This window comes from Paenibacillus wulumuqiensis (genome assembly GCF_000971965.1).
GTDB classification, from domain to species: Bacteria; Bacillota; Bacilli; order Paenibacillales; family Paenibacillaceae; genus Saccharibacillus; species Saccharibacillus wulumuqiensis.
Genome location: NZ_LAQP01000017.1, coordinates 31,279 through 49,603, shown reverse-complemented (window position 1 = coordinate 49,603; position 18,325 = coordinate 31,279). Strand labels below are relative to the sequence as shown.

Annotated in this window: 17 protein-coding genes; 13 read left to right on the top strand and 4 right to left on the bottom strand. The window is 50.8% G+C overall.

What is annotated here, in order from left to right; all coding sequences use genetic code 11:
* Position 1: 1 nt before the first annotated feature.
* The 3 genes from WH45_RS19560 to WH45_RS19550 form a co-directional block, all read right to left on the bottom strand.
* On the bottom strand, positions 2-796 hold the full coding sequence (locus WH45_RS19560) for an ABC transporter ATP-binding protein (protein WP_046216109.1): 795 nt from the start codon (positions 794-796) through the stop codon (positions 2-4).
* Complete coding sequence (locus WH45_RS19555; RefSeq protein ID WP_046216192.1) at positions 793-1,761, bottom strand: FecCD family ABC transporter permease; 969 nt, start codon at positions 1,759-1,761, stop codon at positions 793-795. The genes WH45_RS19560 and WH45_RS19555 overlap by 4 nt, the downstream gene beginning before the upstream one ends.
* Before the next feature lie 97 nt (positions 1,762-1,858).
* Complete coding sequence (locus tag WH45_RS19550) at positions 1,859-2,839, bottom strand: ABC transporter substrate-binding protein (protein WP_046216108.1); 981 nt, start codon at positions 2,837-2,839, stop codon at positions 1,859-1,861.
* 447 nt (positions 2,840-3,286) lie between these two features.
* Here WH45_RS19550 and isdC point away from each other — a divergent pair, with 447 nt between their 5' ends.
* The 10 genes from isdC (at position 3,287) to WH45_RS19500 (ending at position 15,918) form a co-directional block, all read left to right on the top strand.
* Positions 3,287-3,760 carry a heme uptake protein IsdC gene (gene isdC / locus WH45_RS19545; RefSeq protein WP_046216107.1) on the top strand — a complete coding sequence of 158 codons (474 nt, stop codon included), beginning with the start codon at positions 3,287-3,289 and terminating at the stop codon, positions 3,758-3,760.
* A 37-nt stretch (positions 3,761-3,797) separates the two neighbouring features.
* On the top strand, positions 3,798-4,283 hold the full coding sequence (locus tag WH45_RS19540) for an NEAT domain-containing protein (protein WP_046216106.1): 486 nt from the start codon (positions 3,798-3,800) through the stop codon (positions 4,281-4,283).
* A gap of 169 nt (positions 4,284-4,452) precedes the next feature.
* Positions 4,453-7,710 (top strand): NEAT domain-containing protein, encoded by a 3,258-nt coding sequence (locus WH45_RS19535; protein WP_152663606.1) that lies wholly within the window; start codon positions 4,453-4,455, stop codon positions 7,708-7,710.
* A 209-nt stretch (positions 7,711-7,919) separates the two neighbouring features.
* Positions 7,920-8,879, top strand: a complete 960-nt coding sequence (gene isdE / locus WH45_RS19530) for a heme ABC transporter substrate-binding protein IsdE (RefSeq protein WP_046216105.1) — start codon at positions 7,920-7,922, stop codon at positions 8,877-8,879.
* Between the two features lie 72 nt (positions 8,880-8,951).
* Positions 8,952-9,965, top strand: a complete 1,014-nt coding sequence (locus WH45_RS19525; RefSeq protein WP_046216190.1) for a FecCD family ABC transporter permease — start codon at positions 8,952-8,954, stop codon at positions 9,963-9,965.
* The gene (locus tag WH45_RS19520; protein WP_046216104.1) at positions 9,955-10,752 is read left to right on the top strand and encodes an ABC transporter ATP-binding protein; all 798 of its coding nucleotides are present in this window, start codon (positions 9,955-9,957) and stop codon (positions 10,750-10,752) included. The genes WH45_RS19525 and WH45_RS19520 overlap by 11 nt, the downstream gene beginning before the upstream one ends.
* A 282-nt stretch (positions 10,753-11,034) precedes the next feature.
* A complete protein-coding gene (locus WH45_RS19515) occupies positions 11,035-12,135 on the top strand; it encodes an MBL fold metallo-hydrolase (protein ID WP_046216103.1) in 1,101 nt (366 codons plus the stop codon).
* A 225-nt stretch (positions 12,136-12,360) separates the two neighbouring features.
* On the top strand, positions 12,361-13,986 hold the full coding sequence (locus WH45_RS19510; RefSeq protein WP_046216102.1) for an ABC-F family ATP-binding cassette domain-containing protein: 1,626 nt from the start codon (positions 12,361-12,363) through the stop codon (positions 13,984-13,986).
* Between the two features lie 329 nt (positions 13,987-14,315).
* Positions 14,316-15,188 (top strand): cation diffusion facilitator family transporter, encoded by an 873-nt coding sequence (locus tag WH45_RS19505; RefSeq protein WP_046216101.1) that lies wholly within the window; start codon positions 14,316-14,318, stop codon positions 15,186-15,188.
* 121 nt (positions 15,189-15,309) lie between these two features.
* The gene (locus WH45_RS19500) at positions 15,310-15,918 is read left to right on the top strand and encodes a hypothetical protein (protein ID WP_046216100.1); all 609 of its coding nucleotides are present in this window, start codon (positions 15,310-15,312) and stop codon (positions 15,916-15,918) included.
* A 205-nt stretch (positions 15,919-16,123) separates the two neighbouring features.
* Here WH45_RS19500 and WH45_RS23270 read toward each other — a convergent pair whose 3' ends face one another.
* On the bottom strand, positions 16,124-16,288 hold the full coding sequence (locus WH45_RS23270) for a DUF1328 domain-containing protein (protein WP_046216099.1): 165 nt from the start codon (positions 16,286-16,288) through the stop codon (positions 16,124-16,126).
* 285 nt (positions 16,289-16,573) lie between these two features.
* Between WH45_RS23270 and WH45_RS19490 the strand changes: the two genes are divergently transcribed.
* The 3 genes from WH45_RS19490 (at position 16,574) to WH45_RS19480 (ending at position 18,203) form a co-directional block, all read left to right on the top strand.
* Complete coding sequence (locus tag WH45_RS19490) at positions 16,574-17,107, top strand: DUF948 domain-containing protein (protein ID WP_046216189.1); 534 nt, start codon at positions 16,574-16,576, stop codon at positions 17,105-17,107.
* Between the two features lie 100 nt (positions 17,108-17,207).
* Complete coding sequence (locus WH45_RS23000; protein ID WP_152663605.1) at positions 17,208-17,771, top strand: hypothetical protein; 564 nt, start codon at positions 17,208-17,210, stop codon at positions 17,769-17,771.
* Positions 17,772-17,858: 87 nt separating this feature from the next.
* Positions 17,859-18,203: a YflT domain-containing protein gene (locus WH45_RS19480; protein WP_046216098.1), complete on the top strand. Its 345-nt coding sequence runs from the start codon at positions 17,859-17,861 to the stop codon at positions 18,201-18,203.
* Positions 18,204-18,325 lie beyond the last annotated feature (122 nt).

The window sequence follows — 18,325 nt, the reverse complement described above, 5'->3', positions numbered from 1 at the left end:
ATTATCTTCCTCCTGAATGGTGAGGAATCTCCGGCACAATCACCGGATACCTCCCTTGAAATTGGATGGTGGCATTCATTCCATAGATATCACGGATAAAGTCGTCGGTCAGCAGTTCCAGCGGATGACCGCAGGCAGCGAGCCGACCCTGCCGAAGAGCAATCATCACATCGCAGTAAGCCGCGGCCTGCTGCAGATCATGCAGCACCATTACAATCGTCAGCCCGGTCTCCCGGTTGATCCGGTGCAGCATGTCCATCACTTCAAACTGATGGGCAATATCGAGAAACGTCGTCGGTTCATCGAGCAGCACAATATCCGTCTGCTGGGCAAGCGCCATGGCGATGCGTGCCCGCTGCTGTTCACCGCCGGACAGTGTGTGGAACATCCGCTCGGAGTACATCGAGATGCCCGTCCACTGCATGACCTGTTCCAGCACATCCCGATCCTCGGCACCCTGCAGCGGCTGGAATCTTTTTTTGTACGGAGCGCGTCCATAGGCGACCAACTCACGGACGGTCAGCTGCGGCAGGGATTCTTTTAATTGCGGCAGCATCGTAATGGTATGCGACCATTCACGGAGACTGTAGCGGTCAGCAGACTTGCCGTGTACGCTAATCTGTCCCTGATCCGGCTGGAGCAGACGGACCAGAATGCGCAGCAGGGTAGATTTGCCGGAGCCGTTGGGGCCGACGATGGCAGTTAGTTTTCCTTTGGGAATGGAGAGGTCAATATCCTCCAGCCGGAAATGTCCGCGGCTCAGGCAGATGCCGCTCGCTTCGATCGCAGTAGTCATGACAGCACCGTCCCTTTTCGTTTTAATAAATAAAGGAAAAACGGAGCGCCGAGCACTGCCAGCAGGATACCGACCGGCAGCTCAATCGGGTCCAGCCAGGAACGGGCGACCGTATCGGCAAATACGACCAGCGTCCCGCCGCCCAGCATGGAGAAGGGCAGCAAAAACCGGTAATCTTCCCCGATCAGCAGCCGGATCATATGCGGCACGACCAGTCCGACAAATCCGACCAGCCCGGCGACGCTCACGGCTGTACCTGCCAGCAGCGCCGCCAGCATGATGATCATGAACCGCTGCAGCTCGACACGCTGACCGAGCAGCCGGGCGGAGTCGTCTCCCAGCAGCAGCAGGTTGGCCGGCTGGATCGCGAACAGACAGAGCAGCAGCCCGATGATCGCATAGGGCGCCATGAACTCCAGATGATGCCAGCTGCGTCCATTTAGTCCGCCGGACAGCCAGGGCAGCACCGCCTGGACCCGATCGCTGAAAATAACCATGATCCCGTTGGTAAACGCACCGAGCAGCGCATTAACGGCCACTCCCGCCAGCACAATTTTGACAGGAGAAGCGCCGCGTTCCCAGGCCATCATATAGATGACGATAGCGGTAGTGAATGATCCGGCAAAGGCACTAATCGGCAGCAGATAGCTGAACTGGGGCAGCATGACCATGGTGATCATCGCTGCCATTCCGCCGCCTGCCGAGACACCGATAATGCCCGGATCGGCGAGCGGATTCTTCATGACGCCCTGCAGCAGTGCACCGGAGGCTGCCAGACAGGCGCCAACGAGCAGCCCGACGAGTACCCTGGGTACACGCAGATCCATCACGATCGTACGGTAGACCGATGGTTGTCCATGCAGCCATACCGAGAACAGTTCCTGCAGGGGAATGGATACGGCACCATGCAATATGCCATAAAGGGAAACGAGCACCAGCAGTACAGGCAGCAGGATGGCGAGCATGAGTCTGCGGCGTGCCCGCTGCCGCAGGTCGGTCTGGGACTGCTGCGAGTTACGGAGCTGCTTCAAGACGCGATGTGCTTTTTGCTGCAGATCGGTATTACTCATGAGTCTGATCCGGATACAGCAGACCGTGCATCAGATCCAGTGCTTCATCAACCCGTGTTCCTGGGTTCGTACCGAATAGATCGGAAGGCAGAACGTCCACCCGATTGTTTTTGACGGCACTAACACTGCTCCATGCCTGATTCTCCTGCATTTCCTTCAGAAATCCGGCTTTCACTTCCTCACCGCTGCCGTGGGTCATGATGAATACATAATCCGGGTCCGCTTCCACGATCCGCTCGGTATTCAGCTGGGCATACTGTGGGTAGTTCTGCAGTCCGGGCAGATCGGCAGCGATATTGGTGCCGCCGGCCAGTTCCAGAATGTTTCCGCTGAGTGAGTTGGGCAGAGCAGCCATATATGTACCGGGCGCTCCATAGACGAGCAGCACTCTTGGTGGATGGGCAGCCGTTTTGGCAGAGGCGGACAGTTGCTGGATATGCTTTTTCAATGTCTCGTTTAGCTGTCTGGCTTTGTCTTCCCGCTGCAGCATCTGGCCGAACAGGGTAATCTGCCGCTGGATATCTTCCACCGAATTGGCCGAACTGAGCACCATCTGCGCGCCGATGCTTTCCACCATCGGAATATCCTTTTCATTGAGCGGTGCGTTGCCGAGTACAACATCCGGCTGCAGGAAAGCGATCTTTTCCAGATCAATCTCGTGTGTTGATCCGATCGTCTGCACTTTCTCGGCGGCAGGCAGAGGAGCTGATCCTGTGGAAGTGGGCCGCCCTACGACGGTTCCACCCAGTGCATATATAATATTTACATCTCCGTTGCTGAGAGCGACGATACGTTCAGGTGTGTGCTGCAGGGAAAGAGTGCGACCGGCAAAGTCTGTCAGCGATACCGCTCCGACGGCTGCAACACCAGCGGCTGCGCTTGCAGAAGAGCCCACTGCCGGAGCTTCCGGCTGACTGCATCCGGCCAGCGTACAGACAAGCAGGATAGATAGTCCAAAATGCGAAGCTTTCATGTCAATTGATGTCCTCCTGCTTATTGTATACAAGGTATTCAAGCTAATTGATAATCATTTTCAATTACCAATCTTGAGTTAAATGATAATTAATATCATTTGTAACGTCAATGATAAAATAAATTTTAAATTTAATTTATAGCTTTGCAGCAGGGAAAAGGCAGGTTGGGTATATCTGCGTATAGAGGAAAGCAAAGGTGGAAGCAAGATTGAAATTCCTTTGGGAGCGTGGTATTACGCCAAAAATGACGTATTGACAAAGATTTGAAAACTGGTCTAACATGAGCATTGTGTAATGCACACATCTTCCCTGATTATGCATGGGGAGGGAAAATCCAGCATTTCACATGTCCGCAAGGGCATTTATTTTTAGGGTTAATTGAGAATGATAATCAATATAACCCAAGGCAATTAAATTTAATAAAGAAAGGAGGAATTCTGTCCAATATGTCACGGAAATATGCATTACCGGTACTGTGGATGCTAACGGTCATTATGCTTATCATCGGGGCGGTACCGTCGTCCGCTACCGCAGCTTCGTCGTCCCGACCGGCGAAAGGTACATACACCATTGATTACGACATACTCCGCGCGGAAGACAATTCCGTCTCCATGGCGAACGACTATTTTGAGAAGCCGGCCAGGCTCTATGTGACCGGCAGCAAAATGACCATGCAGATCACTGTCAATCACAGCGCCTGGACAACGAAGTTCAAGGTGAAATACAAAGGCAAGATCGTCGATACCCGGGTGATCAAGACGAACAAAGCCAAAGATACGCGTGTCGTTCAGTTCCCGATCGCTGATCTGAACAGCCCGATGATCTCGCAGATTCACGTCACCGTACCGTCCTACAACTATGATCACGACTACACAATCCGCTTCAAATTTGACCGAAGCAGCCTTAAAAAGTCCAAATGATCCAATTCCAATCATCCAATCAGAGGAGAGTGTTGTTATGAATATGACAATGAATCGTTCAACCAAATGGAGCTTCAAAAATACCCTGTTGGCTATGGTAATGACAGCTTTGCTGGGCATTCTGGTACTGCCATTCGGCGCTAACCAAGCACACGCAGCACTGGCAAACGGAACGTACTCTGTTGATTACACTGTACTGGCAGATGGCACATCCAACAAATCTCGACTGGACAGCTATGTCGTTAAGCCGGCAACTGTAACTGTAGCTAATGGCGTAACAAAAGCCCGCATTACCATTACAAGCAGCAGCCTGATCACTGCCTTCAAAGTGGAACAAAACGGTCAGTTGGTAGATGCAGCTGTAGTGAGCACCAACACAGCGAATAATACCCGTGTGGTGGAATTCCCGGTATCCAACCTGGATGCCACGCTGAACGCCTATGCCGAGATCAAAATTCCGGTGATCGGCTACACAGGTAAATATAATGTAGATCTGAAATTCGATTCTGCCAGCGCTGAGTAATCGGAAGACAGAACGACAATATCTCCATTACAAAGGAGAATGATGATGTGCAGTATCAATTCGATCAGAGCAGCATCGAATAATAAGAGATAGCGAGACAGAGACTACTGCTTATCTGGAGCTGCAAGGCTCCGGATAAGTCTATTTTGTTAACAGGGGGAGCATCATTTTGAAAAGCCGATTAACGCAGTATGTAGTGAAAAGTGTTGTTTGTATGCTGATTTTCTCCATGTTCTCACCTGCCCTGACAGCGGCCTTCGCAGATACCGCTGACAGCGGACAGACCGCAAGTGTAAGTGGTGATACGTACGGTACGGTAAGCGAGAATACGTATGCACCGGTTGGAGTACCTCTTCATGTGCCTTCACAGGACCCACTGAGCCAGTTCAACTATGGCATAACAGCGACCAGTGCGACATATGATACATATGCGGACGGTCTGTATACGATCAACTATGTGGTGAACAGTACGACCACAGGCAAGGAATTATCCACTTTTAAGGACGGCAATGGCAATGCCGATCATCCCGGAAGAATCCTGATCCAGAACGGAAAATACACGTTCAGCTTCAGAGGTACCAATGCCAATTTGTTTACCTCGGTAAAAGCGGTACAGAATGGCAAAACGAGTGAAGCTGTATTTACAGACGAAAAAGAAAGCAATATTCAGTACACACGAGTAAGCCTGGATATAAATGATCTGAATCAGCCGATTACGCTGGATTATACATTTAACGATTCCTCACGCTCGGCCAATCTGGTACTGGATGCATCGACACTGACCATGGTAGGAGTTGTCGATCCGGTTCCGACACCGGGACCGACCGATCCTGATCTGAAGCAGCCTGCCATCGGCGTCCAGGAGAAGGTATCCTATACTGTTCTGAAAGATGGGACCGGCGAGACGTCCATCATGGACAGCTATATGCAGAAACCTGCTGTGCTCGTGACGACAGCGGACGGCAAACGCTATGTCCAGCTCGGCATTAACAGCAGCAGCATGGTGACCGCACTGCAGACCAACATCAACGGCCAGTATACCGATGTCGATGTGATCGCCAAAGACGCAGCAGCCAATACTCGCACCGTGCAGTTCCCTGCCGATGCGCTGACCGCAGCTAACGCCAAAATATCCGCCAAAGTACATGTTCAGATTCCGGATATCGGCTACGACCACTGGTATTATGTGCAGTTCAAGTTTGACGCTGAAGCCGCTTCACCGGCATATGCGAATGGCACGTATCACCTGAATTATGCCGTGCTGCATGCTACCCGGGAAGAATCTTCCACCATGAGCCGGTACTTTACCGCTCCGGCTGTATTTACCGCGGTAAACGGCAGGTATCATGTCTCCTTTACCGTAAAAAGCAGTTCGATTGTTACCGGGCTAAAGACCAGTGTGAACGGTAAGCTGGTCGATACGGAAGTGGTCAGTCAGGACACCGCCAAAAATGAACGCACCATCCGTTTCCAGGTAGATAACCTGAAAGATATCCTGAATGCCCAGGTTCATGTCAAAGCTACACCAACCTATGAAGCGGATTACAATATCCGTCTGCAATTTGATGCTGCCAGTCTGGTACCGGTCACGGCAACACCAGAAACACCTGCAGTGCCAGGAGCGCCTGAAGTACCGGCAGTGCCTGTTCCTGAACCGGGTACTGTTCACGATGGAATAGCGGATGGACAATACAGCGCTTCGATCACCGCATACAAAAATGGAACCAAAGAAACATCCGTTATGGACGGTTATCTTGGCAAGCCGGCGACTGTAATCAAAAAATCCGGCAAATACTATGTGCAGGTGCTGATCAACAGCAGCAGCTGGATCAAAACATTCAAGGTAAGCGGGCAGGAAGCGGAAGTCATTTCCACATCCGGGGATACCCGTATCGTCCAGTTCCCGGTCGCCAATCTGCCGCGCAAAGTCAAAGTCACTACACATGTCATCGTACCGGGGCTGGTAGTGGGCGGTGTTCCTTATGATCATACGTATAATGTAGACTTGCAGATCGGTTCCCTGACAGGGTATGAAGCACCAGTATTAACAGTAGCTCCGACAGCACTTCCGCTGGACTTTGCCCATCTGGCTGTCGGGACGTACAAGCTGCCGTTCAGCATCGTAATGTCCGGCATCGCAGCAGGTGCCTCCACGCCGCTGGATCGCTTTATGCCAGCCGACCAGCCGGTACAGTTGACTGTGGAAAAAGGAACCCGCTACGTGACCATAACGCTGAACAACGGTAGTGATATCAAAGCGCTGCGCATTCAGGACAAGAATGGCTACAAGGAAGCCGAACTCCTCAGCAGCGATGAAGCGAAAAACACCAAAACAATGAAGTTCAAAGTATCCGATTACACCAAAAATGTACCCGCACAGCTCGTTACTACTGGTGGTGTAAGCATCGCCAGTACTTCGGCAGCAGCCGGTGAGACAGTGTATGATTTTGCATTCAAATTTGATACGGCCAAGGTAAAGGTCGATACAAACACAACTGCTTCTGCATCGAACAAACGCAGCAATAACCTGGCAGATGGCGAATACACCACTACCTACCGTATTTTGCAAAATGGTACCGACAACGATTCCGCGCTGTCTCCGTATATGGACCATACGGCCAGACTGAATGCGCAAAATGGCAAAGTCCAGGCGACCATCACCATCTCGGATAGCGCTGCACTACCGGTATTTATGACCGATTGGGAAGGGAAATACACCCATCCGCAGGTGCTGGATATCTCTGCAGATGGCAAGACACGTACGATCACTTTCGAAGTACCGGATCTGGACAGCAAGCTAAGCATTTTTGCCCATATGAACGCTTCGTCCCGCTATATGACTAATGAGAAAATAGGCGGACAACTGCTGTTCGACCGTTCCACGCTGAAATCGGCCGACGGCAAAGCGGACGCGCAGACGCCGCCAACAGCTGAAGCGGCTCCTGCCGAACCGTCCGGCACTACTGGCGCAGCTCTGGCAGAAAAAGCAGCCACAGACAGTAATCATTCGGCCAGTACCGGCTCTGCCGCAGTACCTGCAGCCAAAGACGCCACACAGAAATACAACATCGGCGTAAAAGTATACAAGGACAAGAGCAATGAACTGTCCGTTATGAACGACTACATCCAACCGACAGCCACGCTGGTGGAAGAGAACGGACAGACCTATGCCGAGCTGACACTGAACAACGGCAGCTGGATGCCTGTACTGCAGATAGAGCAGGATGGCAAGCTGAAGGACGTGGAAAAAGTATCCTCGATCGGCAAGACTACTGTCATTCGTTTCCAGGTGGATAACCTGTCGGACAAGATCAACGCCTATACTCATGTTGTGGTACCCGGTCTGATCATTGGCGGCGTCCCGTACGACCACTGGTATAACGTGCAGATTCAGTTCGATGAAGCGAGCAAAAAGGCCAAAAAATAACAAAACCGGAATCCATGATAACCCGGCGAAACGAAAGATAAGTCTTCCGGGATCTTGATGGATTCCGGCATACAAGCTCTGGCATCAGAATCAATATCATATCGGGGCAGACCCATTTTGCCTGCTCGCCTGCAAGTCTTGGTACAGTATCGTGCCAGGACTTGTGGGCATTCCGGCAATAAATGATTGTGAAAGATGGAGGGAACAATATGCATGTACATCAACCCAAGCGTCCCCGGGCAGCTGACAGATACCGACGCCGATTATGGAAATTATACAGTCCCGTCATTTTGCTGATCTCGCTGACGCTGGCATTATCCGGATGCTCGCCCGCAGCCGGAACAGCATCCACCTCCGCAGCGGCGGAACAGACAGGCACAGCTGCCCAGGATTCGGCACGCATCGTCGCTACTACGGTCGCCATTACCGAGATCGCCAGCGTGCTGGATCTTGATCTGGTCGGCAAGCCCACGAGCGGCAAGACGCTGCCGCAGCGCTATGCCAGTGTACCGGATGTAGGCAACCCGATGAGCCCGGATATGGAAAAGGTGCTGTCACTTCAGCCGACCGACATTTTATCGGTTACCACACTGAAGTACGATCTGGAACCCAAGTTCAAGGACATGAGCGTGAATGCCGAATTTCTGAATCTGGAAAGTCTCGGCAATATGGAGCAGGAAATCCGCAAACTGGGTAAACGCTTCGACCGTACCAAGCAGGCGGATCAGGTGATCACCAAGCTTCAGGACAAAGTAAAACAAATCCAGCAGCAGGTCAAAGGCAAATCCTCACCCAAAGTGCTGATTCTGCTCGGCGTACCGGGGAGCTATCTGGTGGCAACCGAGAATTCGTATATCGGCGATCTGGTCCGAATTGCCGGGGGCACCAATGTGGTGCAGGGCGAGCAGGTAGAGTATCTGGCATCCAATACCGAGTATTTGCAGCAGTCCAATCCGGATATTATCTTGCGGGCTGCCCATGGGATGCCTGAGGAAGTCGTGAAGATGTTTGACGAGGAATTCAAAACCAATGATATCTGGAAGCACTTTAACGCTGTGCAAAAGGGACATGTCTACGATCTGCCGGAGCCGTTGTTCGGAACGACCGCGAGCTTGAATGCCGATGCAGCGCTGGATGAACTGCTCAAGATGCTTTACCCGGCGTCCTGAGCATGACAGGAGGAGAAAATGATGGTATCCAATATTTCCAAGGCAGGACAGCCTGCATCGGCGGCTGCCGGAATGCACAACCGGTCGGATGATTCCTGGCGGCATCGCAGACGAGTATGGAGCTTTATCGCGGTCGGTCTGCTGCTGATAGGGATCGTACTGTTCTCGACCATGACCGGTAGTCTCAAGGTCGGCGCACTGCAGCTGATCCAGGGACTGTGGACAGGCTCCGATGCACAGGTCAATGTTGTACGTGATCTGCGGCTGCCGCGCATTATTGTCGCGCTTATGGCCGGTGCGGCACTGGCGGTGGCCGGTGTGCTGCTCCAGGCTGTGATGAAGAATCCGCTGGCCGATTCGGGAGTGATCGGGATTTCCTCGGGCGCTGCACTCATTTCACTGATTGCCGTTACCGTGTTCCCGGCATTATATTTCTGGATGCCGGCGTTCTCCTTTCTCGGCGGGGCCTTGGCCTGGGCGATGGTGTATGGATTCTCATGGAAATCCGGTCTGAATCCGGTGCGGCTGATCCTGATCGGTGTGGCCGTGAATGCCATTTTCTCGGGACTCGGTCAGTCGTTTAATTATCGCGGCAGTTATGCGGTTACCAGTATTAATCAGGTCACCACCTCTACCCTGTCCATGAAAAAGTGGGTGGATGTGGAGGTGATCCTCTGGTACGGCGGAATAGGGCTTGTTCTGGCGCTGCTCGTCGGCACCTGGTGCAATTATTTATCCCTGCAGGAGAAGACCGCCCGCAATCTGGGACTGCATGTGACGAGGGCCCGGCTGGTGATCTCCGTCATTGCGGTTATTCTCGCTTCCAGTGCAACTGCGATTGCCGGCGTGATCGTATTTATCGGTCTGCTGATTCCGCATATTGCCCGCCAGCTGGTCGGATCGGATCACCGCTGGCTGATTCCGTTTTGTGCATTGTCCGGGGGATTGCTGCTGCTGCTCGCAGATACGCTGGGTCGGACGCTGCTCGCTCCGCAGGAGATTCCCGCTTCTATTATTATGGCGATTATCGGGGGCCCATTCCTGATTTTCCTGATCCGAAGGAGTGATCGTATTCATGGACATTAGAGACATTACCTTTTCCTATGATCGCAAGATCGACCGACTGCACCAGGTGAATGCAGAGATCCTGCCCGGGCGGATTACGACGATTATCGGACCGAATGGCTGCGGCAAATCCACACTGCTGAGCGTGATGTCCAACAATGCTTCTGCCCGGCAAGGGCAGATTGTTCTGGATGGCAGAGAGATCGGGCAGTACCGACCGCGCGAGCTGGCCCGCAAGCTGGCCGTGGTGCACCAGCAGAATGAAGCGCCTCATGATCTGACCGTGGAGCAGCTGGTCCGGTTCGGTCGTCTGCCGCACAGGAGTATATTGTCCGGCCGCCGGGATGAAGATGATGAATCTGTGGAGTGGGCGCTGCAGTGTACCAATCTGGAGGAGAAGCGTTATCGTACGCTGGATCAGCTGTCCGGCGGCGAGCAGCAGCGGGTCTGGATCGCGATGGCACTGGCGCAGCGTACGCCGGTACTGTTTCTCGATGAGCCGACCACCTATCTCGATATGTACTATCAGCTGGAGATTATGGAGCTGATCGAACGGCTGAACCGTGATCATGGATTGACGATCGTCATGGTACTGCATGATATCAATCAGGCGATCCGATACAGTGATCATCTGATCGCGATGAAAGAAGGCCGGATTGTGAAGAGTGGAGAGCCAGAGCAGATATTAACGGCCGAACTGATCCGCTCCGTCTATGGTGTTCATGTGGTTGTCCGGCGGGATGAAGAAGCTGGATTGTATATGGTTCCTGTCAGTATACGTCCGCAGGAACAGCAGTTGGCCCGGTAATGCCGGGCTTTTTTGCGTTGAAGGAATAGATTGCTGTCCAAGGAAGGACCATAGAACTGTTGATGCTGCAATGTTTCGAATTTTAGCGATTATGCGGTCTCTTTGATACGCGGATATGTAAACCGGGTAATAATCTCTCAGTACCTCTATGTTTAGTAACTTCAGATGATAGGCAAAGAGATGGATAGGTGAACGGATGCACGATCCGGATAGAGTACCCGTACGCAGCATGATCCTGCAGCAGGTAGACTGTAAAGACTCATCAGGGAGGAATACTGTCCTATGCCGAAGATTCGCTACAATAATATAGACAATGTCAGCATTGATAAGACGCTTAAACAATTCAAGCAGTGGCGTGAAGACCGCCGCAAGAAAGCAACGAGAGACCGCTCATACGTAGTCCCTCACAAGGAGCCCGAGATTGATTATCTGCATGCCAACCGGGAAGATGCATCGATCACCTGGATCGGGCATTCGACCTTTTTCCTGCAGTATGAAGGGCTGAATATCGTTACCGATCCGGTATGGGCGCAGCGGCTGGCTTTCCAGCGTCGGATCGGACAGCCGGGCATCCCGATCGAAGATGTGCCGCCGATCGATGTTATTCTGATCTCGCATTCCCATTATGATCATATGCACATTAACTCGATCCGCAAGCTGTACCGCAGTTCGACGACTATTCTGGTACCGGCGGGGCTGAAGTCCAAGATGCTTCGCAAAGGATTCCATCGCTGTCATGAAATGCACTGGTGGGAAACATTCAAAATCGGCGATGTGAATATTACCTTCGTCCCGACCCAGCACTGGAGCCGTCGAACGCTGCTGGATACGAATACGTCACACTGGGGCGGCTACGTTATCGAGCCGGTTCATCATCCGGTACTGCCGCAGGAGCCGCATCATATCTGGAATACCGAGCAGGACCCGACAGCGCCAAAGCCGGACGTTCCGGCGGTAACCGGCGATCCCGACAGTGATGGCTATATTCATGAACCGCTGCCGCCGACGATTTATTTTGCCGGAGACAGTGGCTACTTCCCAGGATTTGCCGAGATCGGGCGCCGCTACAAGATTCACGTTGCCCTGATGCCGATTGGTGCCTATGAACCGGAATGGTTCCTTAGTTCCCAGCATACGACCCCGGAAGAAGCCCTTCATGCCTTTTGCGATGTAGGCGCGGAGACGATGATCCCGATGCATTACGGAACGTTCAAATTGGCAGATGATACCGCCAAGGAAGCGCTGGATCGATTGGAAGCCGAGCGCCAGCGTCTTCAGATCGATTCTGAACGGATACGTGTACTCGGCTATGGAGAGACATTGATTGTCCACGGCAATGCGGACGATGAAGTTGAGGACGAAGAGGAAGAGAATGCGATCTGATATAGGTCAGGACTGCCGGTTGGAGGGCCAACCGGCGTCTTGGCATACCTTCCTAACCGCAAAATTTTAAATAAGAAAAGATAGGTGGAATGGTTCGATTACATAAAGTTGTGTGTTATACTATTGCCAACAGTAATTTCATGAAAATGAATACTGCCTTTTTTCATGAAATGAGATAGGTTTCATTACACAATACTTTATAAATGATAAGGATGGGTTGTATATATGATAAGTACTTCAGGCGTCACGCTGCGTTACGGTAAGCGCGCCCTTTTTGAAGATGTAAATATTAAGTTCACGCCAGGTAACTGCTACGGTCTGATCGGTGCGAACGGTGCGGGTAAATCCACCTTCCTCAAAATTCTGTCCGGCGAAGTCGAGCCGAACGAAGGCGATGTGCACATCACACCAGGCGAGCGGATGGCGATCCTCAAACAGAACCAATCCGAATACGATGAGTTCCAGGTGCTGGAGACCGTAATCATGGGTCACAAACGCCTGTACGATATTATGAAAGAAAAAGATGCGCTGTACGCCAAAGAAAATTTCAGCGACGAAGACGGCATGCGTGCCGGCGAGCTGGAAGCCGAATTTGCCGAAATGAACGGCTGGGAAGCGGAAGCCGAAGCGGCCGAGATGCTGAACGGTCTGGGCATCGACAACGAAATGCAGTACAAAATGATGAAAGAACTAAACGGTAACGAAAAAGTACGCGTCCTGCTCGCTCAGGCATTGTTCGGTAACCCGAACATCCTGCTGCTGGATGAGCCTACCAACCACTTGGACATCGAGTCCATTCACTGGCTGGAGAACTTCCTGGCTTCCTACGATGGCACTGTTATCGTAGTCAGTCACGACCGTCACTTCCTGAATACCGTATGTACGCATATCGCCGATATCGACTTTGGCAAAATCCAAATGTATGTCGGTAACTATGACTTCTGGTACGAGTCCAGCCAGCTGGCACTTCAGCTGAGCCGTGAACAGAACAAGAAAAAAGAAGACAAGGTCAAGGAACTGCAGGCCTTTATCCAGCGCTTTAGCGCCAATAAATCCAAGTCCAAGCAGGCCACTTCCCGTAAGAAAATGCTGGACAAAATTACGCTGGATGACATTCGTCCGTCCAACCGTAAATATCCGTTCATCAACTTCAAGGGCGAACGTGAAGCCGGCAAGCAGCTGCTGCTGATTGACGGTCTGAGCAAAACGATTGATGGTGAAAAAGTCATCAACAACCTGACTCTGACAGTCAACAAAGGTGATAAAATCGCTCTTGTCGGTCCTAATGGTAACGTCAAAACCACCTTGTTCCAGATCCTGATGGGTGAAGTGGAACCGGATGAAGGAACCTACCAGTGGGGTGTAACGACTTCCCAGGCGTACTTCCCGAATGACAACTCCGCTTACTTTGACGGAGTGGACGAGACGCTGGTAGACTGGCTGCGTCGTTATTCCAAAGATCCGGATGAATCCTTCCTGCGCGGATTCCTCGGCCGGATGCTGTTCTCCGGTGACGAAGCGCTCAAAAAAGCAAGCGTACTGTCCGGTGGCGAGAAAGTTCGCTGTATGCTGTCCCGCATGATGCTGATGGGCGGTAACGTACTGCTGCTGGACGAGCCAACGAATCACCTGGATCTCGAATCCATTACAGCGCTCAATAATGGTCTGACTGACTTTGATGGTACCATCATCTTTACTTCCCATGACCATCAGTTCGTACAGACGATCGCCAACCGCATCATCGAGATCACGCCAAACGGCATTATCGATCGTATGATGAGTTATGACGAGTACCTGGAAAGCAAAGAAATCCAGGAAATGCGTGAGAAAATGTACCCGGTACAAGTATAATTTTAGAATATCTTCACTAAAAATGAGGCGGTTCCTTTTAGGAGCCGCTTTTTTGTATCTTGCTGCAGCAGTTACGGACGGAGTATTTCAACCAACGATCAGCCACTTATCCTATTTTGTGCAGAGGCAAAAATGTTGCCAATTCATCACAACATTTCACCTGACTCACTTGCTTTGCCCGACGCTACAAGATTTGCTGTAGGCTAAAACGTTTGCCTTTCCCTACAACGTTTCTCTGGACCCACATCAAAGTCGTTTGTTACGATGAACAGACGAAATGGGAAGCGGGCTATACAGCAGGACGGTCTGCAGTGGGAGGACATAACAACATGGTAGATGTATATCAGAATATCAAGGAAGGCGAACGCGGGGCATGGCTCAGTATCATTACGTATCTGGTCCTGTCTGCCTTGAAGCTGGTCCTTGGTTATCTGTTTCTGTCGAGTGCGCTGCGTGCAGACGGGATGAATAATCTGACGGATATTGTAGCTTCTGTCGCCGTATTGATCGGACTGCGTATTTCACAGAAACCGCCGGATTCGGATCATGCCTATGGACATTTCCGGGCGGAGACGGTTGCGGCGCTGATAGCATCTTTTATTATGGCGATGGTCGGCATCCAGGTACTGGTCGATGGAGTGGGGCTGTTATTTTCCGGTCAGCAGCAATCGCCGGAGCCCTGGCTGGCAGGAGTGGCGATTCTCTGCGCGGTCATTATGTATGGAGTCTACCGATATAATCTCCAGCTGGCCCGGCGTACGAACAGTCAGGCATTGCTCGCGGCAGCCAAGGATAATCTTTCCGATGCGATGGTTAGCGTAGGTGCCGCCGTGGGGATTATCGGTTCCCAGCTGGGCATGCCCTGGCTGGATGTAGTGGCTGCTCTGATCGTCGGTCTGCTGATCTGCAAGACCGCCTGGGATATTCTGAGCGACTCCATGCACCGGCTGACCGATGGCTTTGACGAGCAGGAGCTGCCGGGGCTGCGTGAGACAATTGCTTCTATTGAAGGAGTAGAGAATATCAAGGATATCAAGGCCCGTATCAACGGCAGCCAGACACTGGTCGATGTTATTATTGAAGTTTCTCCCGAACTGACGATTATCGAAAGTCACCATATCAGCGATAAAGTTGAAGCGAGGATGGCAGAGGTGCATAATATTCATTATGTACATGTACATGTGGAGCCCAAAGAAACCTGAGCCTATATTTAGATGACAGAGTTGTTGTTCAACGAGCTTAACCGGGTGAAGAACAGTCTCGGAATATACAGTTGTCTATGGGCGTCCCCGTACAGGATGGAATGGAAAAGAGGTAAACGTCGTGAAAGAATCATCGGTTTCCCGGCATCGTTCCAGACGTTCACGTTGGAGAGTGCTGCTGATCGTCCTGCTTATTCTGCTGGTGATCGTCACAGCCGGCATAACCTGGCTGGCCTGGATGATCGCCCCGCAGCGCAATCCGGGTATGGATTATATCCATCTGGATACGACAGCCAAAATACAGACTATGATCAAGGAAAAGCGTCTGGAGATTACGCTGAATCAGCAGGAATTCAATCAGCTCGCCCGCAGAGAGCTAATGGATCACCAGGAAGATTATCCTGCAGGACTGCGGATTAGCGGAGCTGATTTCACCTGGGAAGGCGATATGATCCATGCGGATTTGAGAGGAACGTATCTGGGTATTCCTTTTGGAGCACTGCTTGATTTTGATGCGCAGCTGCAGGGCAATCGGCTGGTGCTGACGCATCAGCATACGACCGTACGCCATGGACAATGGCAGGGAGCGCTGCTGCAGCCGCTGGATATCTCACTGACCAAGTATTTTCCGGCTGTTGTAGATGTCAGGCAGCTGGAATTTGAACGGGATCAGGTCATTATCCGTTTCCGGCTGGATCTGCTCAAGCTGCCAAGATTGCTGCTGCGTTGAGAACATTCAAAGCACCTAAAAGGATTTTAACTAAGGTAACCGTAACACTCGCAAGAAAGCGCCTTAAACTTAAAAGAGATCACACCCAAAGAGCCGCCCTCCACGATAGGAGAGCGGCTCTTTGGGTGTGATACACAGCTGATCCGGCAGCCAATGGTTATTTCCATCAGCACCGGGCAAATTGCCTGATCAGGCTGTAGATCAGTTAATACGTTCGTCTGCGCCCGGTGAACAGGCTGATTACGAACAATACGAGGAACAGGAAGAACAGTACCTTGGCAATCGTTGCAGCTGCTTCGACAATACCAAAGAATCCAAAGATTCCGGCAACAATTGCAATAATCAGGAAAATAACCGACCATTTCAACATGATTATCACCCTTTCTTTATGGAAATAACGATAAATAAATGGAAATAAGGACAAATAATTTTTTCGATATCAACCGGATGATCCAGCCGTATGGAATTAGTTACTTATTAATTGGTAAATGTTTCTTAACCGCGCCATTACACCTTGAACCAGAGGCGTTGATATTTATGTGAACAGTGTCCACTTCTGTTTCGGTCGTAAAACAGAAGGGTAGTTTATGAATAACATCCTGAAAAAATGTGAAACCAAAACATTCATTGTTGAAAGAGAGGGTAAATCATGAACATTGTTATCAGTATCAGTGTAGCGATTGTCGCTATCGCATTCGCAGTACTCGTTGTATTCCTCGTTAAGACCCTGTTATCCGCCAAGGATTCGCTGGATAATGTATCCGCAACCCTGAAGGATGTACAAAAGACAATGGAAGAACTGACATACGAAGTCAAACAGACCATCCGTAATGTCAATGATATTACTGGAGACGTCGAACATAAGCTTCAACAGGTTGATCCGGTTGTAGAATCCGTTAAAAACCTTGGTGTTGTGCTCAGTGAAATCACTGAAACGGTCAAAGATCTGACAATCAAAACAAAAGAAGTATCCGGTACATTGTTTGATCGCGTAAAATTTGCCAGCGGCAAATCAGAGCATTCCACAAATGCACATTCCATGGTAACTGCTTCCACTCCGGAAGACCGTACATTGCAATCCTACTCCGCTACGTATGACAAAAACGGTCATAACAATGGCGCATGGTTAAACTGGGTAGATACAGCCGTTAATGTATGGCAGAAATTCCGCAAGATTCCTTCAAAATAACCTTGTCTGACTAAAATGTTCCTGACCATCTCCAAACGACCAATGGCTAAATGACGATTTCATGTGTAAACCGAGAAAGGGTGAGACGATGCTTACTTACATGATGTTACTTGCTGGAATATTGTCCCCTTACACCGGTTCTGCCCAGGTATCTGATGCACCGTTACAGCCAGTCGTAGCTGTGCAAACTGCTGAGTATGCCGCTATGCCGGCCAGCAACAGTGTCCAGACCGCTTCCATGCCGTCTGCAACAGATTCCGTATACGAAGCACCTTATACTCAGGATACATTAAACTATAGTACCCTGAACGGCGTATCCCTCAGTGATAGCCGGGCAGAACTGCTGGAGAAAAAGGGCGAACCGCTCCGTAAGGTACAGACGGATGCAGGTTATACGGAATATGAATATGGCGATGTGAAAGTGGGTATGATGGGAGAGCACATTTATTATGTAAGTGTGCCAGCCCGTGCTGGATCGCTGACACTGGATGGTCACACGCTTCCATTTAACAAGCAGGCGATCACCAGTGAGCTGGGTCAGCCGGACTTCACAGCAGATGATGGGGAAGGTTATAACAACGACTTTTATGCTTTCAAAGTCTTTACTAACCCCGACACAGGAGAGATTGTCAGCGCAGACATTTTCGACACGACAACTGAATAATCTACAAAAAAATCAAAACAGGCTGTTTCATACGTTTCCTGTATGGGTAATTGCTATAATAATCATCTTTTGAGGATGGTGAGTGACATGAATCCGACGAATGCCAAGCCATATGCCACAGTGGTGGAAAACGGAACCCGGGCTGTTGAGGTTGTGAAAGAGCTGCAGGGTACAGGATATGGATTTGATGATATCTATGTACTGGCACATAGCCAAGACCTCACAGACAAGATTACCGAGACCGCCGGTGCGCAGGAAGTTGGGATCAAGGAAGAAGGCATGTTCGACTCATTAGCCAATCTTTTCCGTTCACGCGGCGATGAATTGCGCGCCAAGATCACTTCGCTGGGATTTACCCAGGCCGAAGCCGACTTTTATGAGCAGGAACTGGACAAGGATAAAGTACTTATTATTGCCAATCATAAATCCTAATTATACAGGCTTGATTCAGTAGTGAAGACAAAGAGGTTGTATCAAAATCATATAACCGTTGTCCCCGCTAGGGCCTAGATTTGTAAGGAAAATGCCTTCAATTCCACTTCCATGGTGGAGTT

Coding starts and splice junctions, on each gene's coding strand:
- WH45_RS19525 (WP_046216190.1), top strand. CDS start 8,952: ATGCACAACCGGTCGGATGATTCCTGGCGGCATCGCAGACGAGTATGG.
- WH45_RS19520 (WP_046216104.1), top strand. CDS start 9,955: ATGGACATTAGAGACATTACCTTTTCCTATGATCGCAAGATCGACCGA.
- WH45_RS19515 (WP_046216103.1), top strand. CDS start 11,035: ATGCCGAAGATTCGCTACAATAATATAGACAATGTCAGCATTGATAAG.
- WH45_RS19560 (WP_046216109.1), bottom strand. CDS start 796: ATGACTACTGCGATCGAAGCGAGCGGCATCTGCCTGAGCCGCGGACAT.
- WH45_RS23270 (WP_046216099.1), bottom strand. CDS start 16,288: ATGTTGAAATGGTCGGTTATTTTCCTGATTATTGCAATTGTTGCCGGA.
- isdE (WP_046216105.1), top strand. CDS start 7,920: ATGCATGTACATCAACCCAAGCGTCCCCGGGCAGCTGACAGATACCGA.
- WH45_RS19540 (WP_046216106.1), top strand. CDS start 3,798: ATGAATATGACAATGAATCGTTCAACCAAATGGAGCTTCAAAAATACC.
- isdC (WP_046216107.1), top strand. CDS start 3,287: ATGTCACGGAAATATGCATTACCGGTACTGTGGATGCTAACGGTCATT.
- WH45_RS19555 (WP_046216192.1), bottom strand. CDS start 1,761: ATGCTCGCCATCCTGCTGCCTGTACTGCTGGTGCTCGTTTCCCTTTAT.
- WH45_RS19480 (WP_046216098.1), top strand. CDS start 17,859: ATGAATCCGACGAATGCCAAGCCATATGCCACAGTGGTGGAAAACGGA.
- WH45_RS23000 (WP_152663605.1), top strand. CDS start 17,208: ATGATGTTACTTGCTGGAATATTGTCCCCTTACACCGGTTCTGCCCAG.
- WH45_RS19550 (WP_046216108.1), bottom strand. CDS start 2,839: ATGAAAGCTTCGCATTTTGGACTATCTATCCTGCTTGTCTGTACGCTG.
- WH45_RS19505 (WP_046216101.1), top strand. CDS start 14,316: ATGGTAGATGTATATCAGAATATCAAGGAAGGCGAACGCGGGGCATGG.
- WH45_RS19510 (WP_046216102.1), top strand. CDS start 12,361: ATGATAAGTACTTCAGGCGTCACGCTGCGTTACGGTAAGCGCGCCCTT.